The organism is Phycisphaerales bacterium, assembly GCA_016716475.1.
Taxonomy (GTDB): Bacteria; Planctomycetota; Phycisphaerae; order UBA1845; family Fen-1342; genus JADJWG01.
Map to the genome: position 1 here is coordinate 955,029 of JADJWG010000002.1, position 12,517 is coordinate 967,545.

The 12,517-nt window shown below is 64.8% G+C and carries 8 protein-coding genes; 3 read left to right on the forward strand and 5 right to left on the reverse strand.

Going from position 1 to position 12,517, the window contains the following annotated elements; genetic code table 11:
* Window positions 1–11 precede the first annotated feature (11 nt).
* The 4 genes from IPM18_11565 to IPM18_11580 are packed head-to-tail and all read right to left on the reverse strand — an operon-like array spanning window position 12 to window position 8,609.
* Window positions 12–5,120 (reverse strand): tetratricopeptide repeat protein, encoded by a 5,109-nt coding sequence (locus IPM18_11565; protein MBK9120222.1) that lies wholly within the window; start codon window positions 5,118–5,120, stop codon window positions 12–14.
* Between the two features lie 43 nt (window positions 5,121–5,163).
* On the reverse strand, window positions 5,164–5,994 hold the full coding sequence (locus tag IPM18_11570; GenBank protein MBK9120223.1) for a hypothetical protein: 831 nt from the start codon (window positions 5,992–5,994) through the stop codon (window positions 5,164–5,166).
* 20 nt (window positions 5,995–6,014) lie between these two features.
* On the reverse strand, window positions 6,015–7,001 hold the full coding sequence (locus IPM18_11575; GenBank protein MBK9120224.1) for an exosortase/archaeosortase family protein: 987 nt from the start codon (window positions 6,999–7,001) through the stop codon (window positions 6,015–6,017).
* A gap of 51 nt (window positions 7,002–7,052) precedes the next feature.
* Entirely contained in the window at window positions 7,053–8,609 is a 1,557-nt protein-coding gene (locus tag IPM18_11580) for a polysaccharide biosynthesis/export family protein (GenBank protein ID MBK9120225.1), read from the reverse strand.
* A 492-nt stretch (window positions 8,610–9,101) separates the two neighbouring features.
* On the opposite strand from IPM18_11580, the gene IPM18_11585 reads away from it, so the two are divergent.
* Window positions 9,102–9,824 carry an acetyltransferase gene (locus IPM18_11585; GenBank protein ID MBK9120226.1) on the forward strand — a complete coding sequence of 241 codons (723 nt, stop codon included), beginning with the start codon at window positions 9,102–9,104 and terminating at the stop codon, window positions 9,822–9,824.
* Between the two features lie 353 nt (window positions 9,825–10,177).
* Window positions 10,178–10,819, forward strand: a complete 642-nt coding sequence (locus IPM18_11590) for a hypothetical protein (GenBank protein ID MBK9120227.1) — start codon at window positions 10,178–10,180, stop codon at window positions 10,817–10,819.
* Between the two features lie 79 nt (window positions 10,820–10,898).
* On the opposite strand, the gene purU is transcribed toward IPM18_11590, so the two are convergent.
* Window positions 10,899–11,753: a formyltetrahydrofolate deformylase gene (gene purU, locus IPM18_11595; GenBank protein ID MBK9120228.1), complete on the reverse strand. Its 855-nt coding sequence runs from the start codon at window positions 11,751–11,753 to the stop codon at window positions 10,899–10,901.
* 104 nt (window positions 11,754–11,857) lie between these two features.
* Here purU and IPM18_11600 point away from each other — a divergent pair, with 104 nt between their 5' ends.
* Window positions 11,858–12,424 (forward strand): GNAT family N-acetyltransferase, encoded by a 567-nt coding sequence (locus IPM18_11600; GenBank protein ID MBK9120229.1) that lies wholly within the window; start codon window positions 11,858–11,860, stop codon window positions 12,422–12,424.
* The last annotated feature ends 93 nt before the right edge of the window (window positions 12,425–12,517 follow it).

Sequence of the window (12,517 nt, forward strand, 5' to 3'; positions counted from 1 at the left end):
CCGGTTCGGACCTAGGGCAGTTTCTGAATCAGGTCTTCCAGCTCACGCACCTTCGCGGCGTCGTTCGACGCCCGGGCCCGTTCGACCGCTTCGCTCCACACCCGCCGCGCATCCACCGGCCGCCGCAGGGCTTCGTAGACGTACCCCAGACGCCGGTTCACGTCCACACTTACCCCCCCCAGTCGCCGCGCATCCTCCAGCAGCGTCAGCGCCTCCTGCATCCGGTTGTTCTTGAAGTACACCCAGCCGATCGTGTCGAGCATCGTCGCCGTCGCCGCCGAGGCCCCTACGCGCGTGCGCAGCCGTTCCGCATACTCCAGAGCTTCGGCCAGCGCCTGGTTCGGCGGCTCGGCTGTCACCAGCAGAAAAGCCAGATTGTTCAAGGCGACGGGGTGATTCGCATTCTGCGCCAGCACCTGCTCGTAAGCCGCGCGCGTCGCGGCCACATCCCCCAGCCGCTCGTAGGCCAGCGCTGCCGTGAGTAACGCCGCCTGGTGCTCGGCCGAGTCCGGTGGCAGTTTCTCCAGCACCGGCCGGAGCAGCCCAAGCGCTTCCTCGGGCTCACCGCGATCCAGTGCGAACTGCCCCCGCATGGTCTGCACGCGATCCACCCCGATCGGGGCAAGTCCATCCATCTGCGCCGCCGCCGCCAGCACACCATCCACTTCCGAAGCCGGAAGTGCCTCCTTGACGGCACTGATCACCTCGCCCAGGAGGCCCAATTCAAGTCGCCCGGCTGTCGCTACGGCCGCCGCCCAAGCCCGCCGCGCGCCGTCCGCATTGCCGAGTGTACCTTCTGCCTTGGCGCGCTCCACCAGCAGTCGTGCGCTCCAGTCGACCGCAACCTGTGCCCGCATATTCGTCGAGATCTGTGCCCGCAGGGAGGCCGGCAACCGCTGGAGCAGTGCATCCAACTCGAATAACAGTGAATCCGGCTTGTCTCCACGCAGCCCCTCGGCTTCAGCCGCCAGCACCTGCAACTGCGCCAACGTATCACGTGGCCGGCCCGCCCGTGTCAGCGCATTCATCTGCGCCAGCATCGCACTCGCCGCCAGTTGCAGCGAAGCTCCCCGCGCGCCCGCGATCCGCGCTTCCTCCATGGCCAATTCGGCCGGCATGGTGAAGATCCGGTCGGCCGCCTGCCGGTAGTACCCGGCCGCGCTGTTGTAGTCTTCCGTGGCGCGCGCTGCCGGAGTATTTGCAGAACGCGCCCGCTCCTCGAAGAGTCGCCCAAGTTCGAACGGCCACAAGGCATCGTTGGGGTTCCGGGCCATGGCCTCGCTAATCAGCCGCTGTGCACGCTCAAAATCGCGCCGCGTCTGATACAGGAAACGTACGATCCGCTGCACCGCGGCCTGTCGCATGAGGGTGGTCGCTGTTGGCAGCTTTTCGATGGCATCCAGCATCGCCATCCACTGCGACTCGGCGCGATCGTGCTCCACCGCCCGTTCATACAGTTCCGCGAGGGTCTCGTGCACCACCGGCGCTAGTTCCGGTGTACGTACCGCCAACTCCGCGGCGCGCTCCAGTTCGCGGCGGGCTTCGTCAAACTGTGCCAGGTCCCGGAATAACCGGCCGCGCGTAAAGAACGCCCAGCCATTCTGCGAATCAATTTCCAGAATCCGCCCCAGGGTGGCCAGCGCCGCATCGCGCGCCCCACGCTGAATCTCGATCTGCGCCTTGAATCCCAGGCCCGCAAGATTGTCCGGTGACTCACGCAGCAGATCCGCGAGATCCTGCTCGGCCTCGGCCAACCGCCCGTCCCGCAGCAATGCATCCACGAGTCGACCGCGCACCGTCGCGAGTTCGTTCGGATTGACACCGCGACCGGAGGTCCGCTCGAGTACCCAGCGGCAGGCGTCAATCACTTTGTTCAAGCGGCCGATGTTGCGATAGTGCTCGATCAGCTCACGTCCGACGAACAGCTCCAACTGCCCCGCCTCGTTCGGATCACTCGCGTGTGTCGCAATGGCCTGCTGCGCCGCAAGGTACTCGCGCTCGGCGGCGGCCTCGTTGTCCTGCAGGGCATAAAGTTTGGCAAGCAACACCTGCATTTGCAGGACCGCCACGCCGTGCTGCTCAGTCATCAACCGTCTCAGCAGCGCCTCGGCCTGCGGTGCTTGGCCGGTCACAAAGTGGAAATTCACCGCCTCCTGCACCAGCGGCACGAGCCCTTCGGCCGGTACCCGCGCCAATTCGGTTGCGAAGAACGCTTCGCCACGCGCACGCAGTTCCGCGGCCGCCGGTGGCAGTGTGTCCAACCGCGCGTACAACTGGTCCCACGCCGTGGAGTACAGCGCAGCCACGCGCAGGAGATCTCCCAGGTTGCCCGGGTCCTGTGCCAGCCGCCGTTCGCGTTCTGCAAGTGCGGCCAGCGGATCGCTCAGCTCGCGCTCCCGCTGTGCCCATCCGAGCACCCGCGGATGGTTCGGATTGATCCGCCGCACCTGCGTCCGAATTTCGCGCGCCCGACGCTCGTACTGCGTTTTGTCCGCCCCCAGGGCCGCCCCGGCCATGCTGTCGTACGCCCGCTGCAACAGGTCGGCTATGTCCACATTCTGCGGACTCGCCGCCAGCGCCCCTTCGAGCGTTTCCGTGGCCTCTCGGGCCCGGTTGGCACCCAGGAGCGCACGCGACAACAGCAGTGCCAACTCGTCAGAGGCCGGCAGTGCCCGCTGCGCCTGCCGGAACTCGCGAATCGCGTCGTCAAACTTCCCGCGCGCCAGCGCCAACTGCCCACGGTAGGTCGCGCCACCGGCCTGATCCCAGCCACGGCGATCACCATGCGTCGCAAGCTGCGCCGCGAGCGCTTCGGCGCGCTGCTCATCCGCGACCCGCCCGTGCCGCTCAAACAGCGTCAAGCGCAACCGGAACTCCTGGTCGAGCAAGCCCATATCAACCGTCCCGGCCTGCTGCTGCAACCGCCCCAGGATTTCAAGAGCACGTTCCGCATCGAACTGGCGGTATACGTTGTAGGCCGTCTGCTCCCGCCGAAGCGGATCTTCGATCAGCGCCAGTACGTCGTTCAGTTCGGCCTCGGCGGCCGCCAGCTCGGCCCCCTGCAGACGACCCGGCTCGCGGTGCCGCAAACCCCATCGCAATAGCGCCAGACTCGGCCGGACCGCCGGCCGCTCGTCCTTCGCCAGCAACTCGTCCGCCAGTCGGAGCGCCTCATCGGCATTCGTCAGGAGCGCTGTCGCCTGCTGTGCTGCGACTACGAACTCCTCATCGGAGCTGTTCCCGTCATTGAGCACGTGCTGGTACAGCTTGAGCGCCTGATCCACCTGGTTCGAACGCGCCGCCACCTGGGCCATGTACAACCGCATCGACGGCGTGTCGGCTTCGCCCTCCCGCGGCGCAGCCGTACCGAGCGCCGTACGGGCCAGCAGGGCTAGCCGCTCCCAACCCTCGCGCTGCCCACCCCGCTCCGCCGCCGCCTGCACCACCCGCAGCAGTTGAAGCGCTTCTTCGGGCTGATTGAGTTGGAGGCGCGCCTGCGCCAGCATCAACATGAACGGCACCGGGGGTTCGAGACGCGCCTGTTCATACTGCTGGCGCGCCTGCTGACCAAACTCGACGACCTTCCCGAGCTGCCCCTCCTCGTAGTAGCGTGACGCCAACTCCTCGCTTGGCAAGCGCGGCACACCCGCCGTTTCCAGCCAGAAGCCCGCGTTGTCGATGTTTGCCGCCGACGCAGTCTGCCGCGCCTCCTCGAACGCCAGGATCGCGGCCTTGTTGTTCCGCTCGAATGTCAGGTATTGCCCGCGCATGTAGTGTGTCAGTGGATGCTGCGGGTACTTGACCGCCGCGTCATCCAGGAAGTTCTTGGCCTCCCGCATCGCCGTGGCTCGAGCGGCCTCCTCCGTCTGCACCTCACGCCTCTGCAGCGCCAACTCGAAAGCCCGCCGCAGCAGCCGCAGCCGCTGGTCCGCCTGGATGACCGCCCGCAAGGTGCGCAGCGTCTCGGTCGTGCGCTGGGCCTCGCGATACACCCCCAGCATTGCTTCGGCGACCGCATCCGGCGACACGCGCGTTCCATCCGCGTTGAAGCGGAACCGGGTCATCTCCGCGCGCAGGTTCCACGCATCGTAAAAGGCCGGAGCCAGCGCGATGGCGCGCTGCAGCAGTTGATCGATGACACCTACCTCGGACTGCACGGCCGTCATTTCTTCCGGCGTCAGTGCCGGCCCCTCCATGATGCGATCCGCCCACCGCTGCAAGAGGGCGTCGCGGGACACGACCGCCATAGAAAACGCAAGCTCCGGGCTGGTGAGCTGCCCGTCCGCGTCCGTGTGCGCGGTACGCGCCGCTTCCAGCCGTGCGACCGCTGCCTTCAAGTGTGCATCGGCTTCTTCAGTGGCGCCGGCTTCACGCGCCTGGTTCCGCAGGAATCGCAACAGGTCCACATAGGTTGCGACGATCTGGACGTCATCCGGATGCGCCGTCACCGCCGGTTCGAGTGCGACAAGAACCCTGGCCAGGGCCTCAGGTCCCAACATTTGCCCGGCCGGGGCCTGTCGCTGCAGATACCGCAGGTAGGTCTGCGCCACGCGCGGGTCCTGTGGCGCGAGCTCGTACGCTTCGCGAGCGAGTTCGTCCCCCTCGCTGTGCCGGCTCGGGTCGGGGTCTTGCCAGAGACCTTGCGCCATCGCGGCCGCGGCTTGCCCATCCTGCGGATCAAGACGGCGCAGTTTCTCACCCACCTCGCGCCACTTCGCGGGATACCACACCTGCCGGCTGATCCATTGTAACCGCAACAAACCGGCCAGGTGTATCCGCAGGATGTTCGGATCGTTCGGCCGTTGGGCGTTCGCCGTGGTCAGTTCACCGTTCCAGACACCCAACTCCCCGAGTTCCAGCAGGCAATCGGCCTGCTTGGCAAGGTACGCTACGTCGGCCTCACCCGCGCGGGCGCTGACCCGGTATGCTTCCTTGTAGAAGCGACTGGCTTGCAGCAGATCGCCGGCGGCCGCACGGCGCGCCGCCATCTCAGCCAATGTCGCCGCGTCACGCTGGGTCTGTTGCTGCAGGATCAGTGCGAAGACGGATAGCACGAGCAGCATGCCCATCACGGTCAGGAAGGCCACCAGGTTCTTGTTGAGCCGCTTTTGCTTGGCCATGGGGCCACATCCTTATGAGTCTCGGGGGCGAACGCCGCTGCGGTCAGTGATCGGCCGCCGAATCAAACTTGCTCAGGTCCAGGTGGTCCTCCAGCAGCACGGGCAGCAACCGTTCGAGCAGGGGCTGCACTGCCGCGATGGACTCGTCCCGGGAACCGCCGCCCCTTCCATCCGAGAAGAAAATCTCAATTTTGGCATAGTAGGCGTAGCGCTGCCCCAAGTTGGCCGACGAGAGCCGCACCTGGTCCCGCGTCGTGGCATACCGTCCATTGGCATGGAAGAAATACATCACCGCACGGGTGTCCTTGTCCATGGACAGGCCATCCCGGCGGGCCACAGCGAACTCGAGCACGCGCACCGGTACTTCGTCCTGGGGGGCACCCACACCACGTACCGGAACCCGCACGGTATCGCGCCGTAACAAGTCGTAGCCACCCGCCAGGTAGCACTCATCGGGCACGTGCGGCACCTTGCTCTCACCCGTGTAGTACGTGATGAACACGTTAGCCATGCGGGTCCTGCTGCTCGGGGGCTGGGTCGTGTCCGTCACGAAAAACTGCGTGAACTCACGTGTCCCAAGACTCTGGATCATGTCCTCCGACATGGCCGGAATCGCGTCCGTCAACGGGTCCCGCACATACCGCGGGCCGAGCCGCGTGGTATCAAAGTTCAGCAATGGCGACAGCAGTTCCACCGGTTCCTTGCGAAAATACCAGCCGAACCAGTTCTTCGCCGCCGAAAGTCCCAGCGCCGCGCTCAGCAGGAATACCACGCAGATCCAGTAACGGACGCTCGAGCGGCGGACCACGTCGGCGAACAAGTTGCCCACCGGGGCCGCCAAGGCGCGTTCCTGTTTTGCGGGCGTCGTCGCCATATCGCTGCCGTTTCCTCGCATTACGATTGTGTCTTGGCGGGGGTCGCATCATCGTCCACTTCTTCTTCCACGAAGAGGACGTCGAGCAGGCGACCCAGCCCGGCGAAGATCGCAAAAGCCAACCCAATGACAAGGAGCCCCAGCATCGTGTGATAGGTGCCAGAGGCATATTTCGGATCCACGAACACATGCAGCCAACACGTGACGGTTACGCGGATGAAGTTGCAGAAGGTCGCAATCGGCACGCAGGCAGCCACCAGGACCAGGCGGTGCCACATGGGCCGTTCCGACATGAACGCCACCGCGACCCCCAGCGCGCACAGCGTCACCGTGCTGCGCATCCCGCTGCACGCATCCGCGACGCCGATGACCCCATCGTGCTGCAGTCCCGGTCGCAACGGTGTCGGTGGGTGATAGGAATATTCGAGATTCGATCCCAGCCGCCACACGTCGAGGTGCGGCGAGAGGTTCAACACCGCCGCGGCCACTGTCGCAGCCATGCGGCGCAGTGGATCAGTCAACTCAAAGTACAGCCGTTGCGGCATCGGAATCGCAAAGAACAGGAACATCCACGGCACCCCGAGATAGCGCAGGTTCGGCACGCCGCACAGGAAGATGATCGTGCCCAGTAGCGTGATCATCAGCCCCAGCGGCTGCGCGTAACCGAAGGCCAGCAGGCCGCTCAACGACCACACATACAGCAGAAATCCGCCCACCATGATCGGCAGTCCCACCCAGGCCTGCCGCACAGGCGTCTTCCGAATCTCGTCCCACCGCTGGTACACCAGGTACGCGCTGAAGAGCGGAATCAGCGGGCCGTGCGACCAGTCGGGCTCGTGCAGCCAGGCATGCACAAGCTGTCCCCAACGCGGCGCCACGAAATCGAGCAGTTCCCAGAACACCCCGATGAACAGTACCAGCAGCAGGCCGAACTTGAGCTGCGCCAGCCGGTCAAATTCCGGCCGCCCGCCGTCCCGCATGGATGCCTGCCACGTACCCGCCGCCACATTCGTCTCCACTGTGACCCGTAACCGTGGACCCCGCGGCCCGCGCGCCGCCTAGAACAACAACCCGCGCGACGATCGCTGTTGCAACCGCACCGCCTCCGGATTGGGCCGGCCGCCGTACGCATCCTGATCCGCGAAATTCCGGTCGTAGACGAACCCGAACCCGTATGTGAATCGGAACGAATTGCGGATGACGAACAGGAACGGCGCCACAATACTCGTGCCGACGTTCAGGATGTCCTCATCCCGCATAAAGAAGTCCTCCTGTAACCCGGCGAAAATCGCATCGAGGTTCACCGGAATCGTCGTCTGCTTATCGGTCCCGGGCTCGCGTCGAATCACCTCGGCCCGCATTGGCCAGGCCAGCGGCGACATGCCACCGGCGATCGCAATCGCTTGTTTGACCGTGATTTGCCGGCCGCCGAACGCGTACACCCCCGGCCGGACTACCTCGCCCATAATGTAGAATACGCCTACGTCGACCGGAACGTTCACCGTGTCCCGGTTTTGCAGGACGATGTTGAAGCGCTCCGCCCCCGCCTTGAGTTGTGACAAGTCGATCTCGATCACCCGCTGACGAAAACCGATGTCCGTGATGGCGTCCCAGTCGAACGGCTGTTCGTAATTCTCCTCGGTGATCAGGGCAGGCAGGGCCGGGGCCAGCGCATCCTCGCGCCGCATCGTCGGTGCCGAGAGAACTTCCCCTGTAGCCGGGTCAAATACGAATGGCGTGATTCCTGGTTCGGGAGCGGTACCAGTGGGCTGGGTATCCGTCCGCACCCGCGGCTGGACCATCAAATCTTCCAATTCCTCGCGCCGGGGCGGAGCGGGCTCGGTCGGCGGCGGCTGTCCCGCACCCTCCTGGCTCGCCAGTGACACAGGCGCAAAAATATCCTCGTCCGGTGGTTCAACAAGCAGGCCGCCGTCGTTCCGGATGGGAGCCGCGGGCTCCGTGCGCGGTGCGGCTGCGTTGGAGGTCTCACGCCGAATGACGTAGGCCCGGCGGGCCGATGGATCCACATCTCCCGCCATACCCAGCAGATCCAGCATCCGCATGTTCGGATCCGTGATGGGGTACGGACCCGACTGTCGGAATGCTCCAATGGCCATGACGACCCGGCCACGTCGCACCTGGGAAAACACCGTTACGACCGGACGCGGCAGGATGCGTGCCTCCACGAGCCGTGCCCGCAACTCCTGCTCCACCTCCCGTTCTGTCAGTCCTTCGACGCGTACAGCACCGACCTCGGGAAGTCGAATCTCCCCGAGTGGACTCACCTCGTAGACTGCTTCGTACGGCACACCGGCTGTCAATAAGTCCAGGATGCTGATCTGCAGTGTGTCGCCCGGCGACAGCCGGTACTCGTCGTACCGTGCCACCAGGTCCTCCGGCCGGGGCTCGTTCGCTCCGACAATGCCAGGCGGCGTTTCGAGGGGGCTCAGGACCCGGAGAATCTCCGTCTCATGCGGTTCCAGCCAGAACCGACCAACCTTGGTCGGGTCCAGAAAACTCTTCGGCGGCACCATCGCACAGCCACCCAAGCCCGCCAGTGCGATTACCCCCAGGGCAACCGCTGACGTGACCCGCAGCGTCCGACCGTCTGCCATACTCAGTACTCCTTCGCGCCCCACGGCCACGGGGTGCCCGGTTCGGCTGGACCGGTGGGGATTTGCGGCGCGGAACACGCCGGGCTTTCTCCCGAAACTACAGCGCGGCCGAGACTGTAACTGGCGCGCGGAACCACTGTCAAACTCACTCCGGCTCAGCAGTTATTCGTCACTGCCATGCCGCCTCGGCCTGATGGGCAGGACCAGCACCCGCTCAGGCACTTCCGACGTGACATTTATCGGCGCATTCACGCGCACGGCTTGGGGCCACTTTCTTCGGCCGCCCTGACTACACCGCTCCGTGCAGCCCAATTCCAACGCGCACCGTCACCGTCTCACAGTCCGAAAACGCTGCCTGCGGTGGCAACCCGTGCGCTTCCTTCGCCCTATCGACCGAATGCCAGAGCGAAACACCCCCACAGACCCGATAGTACGCGGGGAAGTCGGCTCCGCGCCGATCTGCCTCAGGGTCCGTGGCCCCGGATGGACAATATGCTCCCTGCTCCACACGCCGATTCCCGCCGGACCCCGCCACTGCGAGTCTTCATTCTCGGCGCCGGCGGCCACGGCCGCGTGGTGCTCGATATTCTGCTCCAAGCCGGTCGGTACGAAGTCGCTGGACTGTTGGATAACAACGCGGACATTCATGGCCGGAGGATCGACGGCTTCCCCGTCCTGGGCGCCATCGACGATCTCGTTCCGCTGGCGGAGGCCCACGGTGCTGCCGGAGTCCTCGTCGCAATCGGCGACAACGGCGTCCGTCGCGGGCTGGCACGCCGGATCGAGGCCGCCGGGCTTGACCTGATCTCCGCAATTCACCCCGCCGCAACGATTGCAAGGAATGCGACGATCGGGCGAAACGTGGTGATCGCGGCCGGCGCGGTCGTTTGTGCACACTGCCAAGTGGGAGACTCCGTGATCCTCAACACCGGCTGTATCGTGGATCATCAGACCATGATCGGCGAGGGCGTCCACATTTGCCCCGGTGTGCGCATCGCCGGGCGGGTGAAAATCGAATCCGGCGTGTTCGTCGGAATCGGAGCGACCATCGTGCCCAAGGTCACACTGGGGTGCGAATCCATCGTCGGCGCCGGCACCGTCGTCATTGAGGATGTGCCCGCGCTTGCGACCGTCGTCGGCGTGCCGGCACGCCGTGTGAAGCTCGCCGCCGCGAGTGAAGATATCGCTGCCATGCTGTTACCTGCTCACACCTGACGCCGGCTGTTCCACCCCATCGGATACAACACACGTCTCTCACCCGCGCGCATCATGGGGACTGCTGCGCGCTCCACCGGTTGCAGCGACACACCGCGAGCAAAGGGGTGGGACGGTGCATGGCACGAAGCTCCCCGCATTGGACAGTGGGAAGGTACGAAGAATGTGTGCAGTCATAGCCAGGGCGTATGTCCGGTAACAGGAGTTACCGTTTTTTCTGTTCTGAAGCGAGAGCTGGGCCATTCAAGGGGGCTATTGTTTAGCAGGGTGTTCTTTCGTACCGCGCCAACTGCGGCGCTATTGTCCCGGGCCCGGGTGCCTCGCCGCCCTCCATTTCACACTCGGAGCATGCCATGTCTCGACTTCGCATCCGCGTCTGTGCGGCCACACTTGGTGGCGGGCTGCTGTTGGTACTGGTGCTCGGTGGCTGTCCGGGCCCGGGTGAAACTGCGATGACTGCAGCGAATAACGAGGGATCGAGCAACGACAGCTCAGCCGTTGGAGGGGTCGGAAATGCCGATGGCGGCAACGCGGGAAACTCGGGGGGCGCAGGCGGAGCAGGCACCGACAACGCGGGTGATGCCGGCAACTCGGGCTCGGCTGGCGCCGGGGGTGCTGGTGGCGGACCCACCGGGGCACTGGTCGGGGTCTGGCGCGCACAATTTGTGGATCCACTGTTCGGACCGGGGCAGGTTGAGCTGGTACTGATGGCGAACGGCACTTTCTCGCAGCAGACGATTTACCAGGCCGGCTCCCTGGTCACCATCTTCGGTACTTTCCGCGTGTTTCCAACGGAGGCGCTGCTGCGGCTGGACATTCAACGCGGAGAACCGGCGGAGACTTGCGGTCCGCTCGGTTGCACACCGATCCTGTACCCGGCCGGGGAGAGCTACGGTTTCACCCTGCTGAACAATGGCCAGCTTGTGCTCCAGAACATCAACTGCAATCCTGCGGCGGGGTTGGTGTGTGTGTTCAACTTCGTGCGCGTGGTCTGAGTACCGGCGGCAAGTAGCGGCAAGGATACCGAAGCGGCTCACGGATTGCGAGCCGTCCCGCGACACCGTTCAGACCGCATCAGTCAAACACGACCGTCTTGTTCTGACTGACCAGGATGCGATCGTCGATATGCAGTCGCACCGCGCGCGACAGCACCATCCGCTCCAGGTCGCGTCCCTTGCGAATCAGGTCCGTCACCGTGTCACGATGCCCCGTTGCAGTTGTATCCTGCACGATGATCGGTCCGCCATCCAACACTTCCGTGGCGTAGTGGCTCGTTGCCCCGATCATTTTTACCCCGCGTGCATACGCTTGTTGGTAGGGGGCTCCGCCCGCGAACGCCGGCAGAAAGCTGTGGTGAATGTTGATGATCCGCTGCGGCCAGCATCGCACGAACTCCGGTGATAGCACCTGCATATAGCGCGCCAGCACGACAAAGTCGGCCCGCGCATCGGTGAGCAGCTCCTGTAATTCCGCCTCCTGGGCCACGCGTGTTTCCGGTGTCACGGCGCACACGGCAAAGTTGACCCGCGCATCATGCACGAGGTCGCCGGCGTCCGGATGGTTACTGATCACCAGCGGCAACTCGACATCCAGTTCGCCCGCCTTCCAGCGGTATAACAGGTCCGACAGGCAGTGCGTCTGCCTTCCCACCAGGATCGCCATGCGCTTCCGCGGCAGGCCCCAGTGAGCGCGCCACTGCATGCGAAAACGCTCCGCCAACGGCTTCCACGCGGCGGCAAACGTGTCCGGTCCTAATCCAAAACCCTCCCGCTCCACCTCACAGCGCATGAAGAACTCACCGTGCTCCTTATCCGTGTGTTGATCAGAATCGAGCAGGTTGCCACCATGCTCCGCAAGAAAGGTCGCCACTGCGGCGACGATCCCGCGAGCATCCGGACAGGCGATCAGCAGACGGGCGGTGTTGCGCATGGCTGCGGAGAATACTCCCCGACCGGCCAATCGCAAGCCGGTCTGCGCGTATACTCCGTGACGACGACAGACTTTCACCGGCCTGGCCGCGGGAGACCCCGGCGATGTATGCAACCCCTGCGCTTGAACCCAACCATGGCGCGCCGCGCCTGCGGACAGCGCGGCTCGATCTGATCGCGGGCACTGCGGCGATGAACTGCGCCGATGCCGCACCGGATCGGCCTCAGCTTGGGGACCTCCTCGATGCCGATATTGCCGAAGACTGGCCGCCGGAACTCATGCGTGACGTGCTGTCCACCTGGGCCAATATCGCAACCGAGCGTCCCGCCGAAATCGGCTGGTGGAACTGGTACATCATCCGCGATGAAGCCGGCCCGCACGACCGCATCCTTGTCGGGGGGGCCGGTTTCAAGGGACCGCCCGATGAAGACGGATGGATCGAGGTGGGCTACAGCATCCTGCCGTCGTGGCAGTGCAAGGGCTTCGCCACGGAAGCTGTTGCCGCCCTGCTGGCCTGGGCTTGGCAGCATCCGCAGGTCACGTACATTGCGGCGGAAACGCTCCCGTACCTCTCGGCAGCGCTACGCGTTCTTAGCAAGCTTGGTTTCGAGTACGCCGGTGACGGCTCAGAGCCCGGCGCGGTGCGCTTCAAGCTCGCACGGCCTCGGTAACACCGCAATTCAGCGTGGCGTACTTCACAGAAACAAGCTGGCATCCCCTGCCGACACGTTGGTATACTCGTATTCGGGAATATCTGTAGCGTG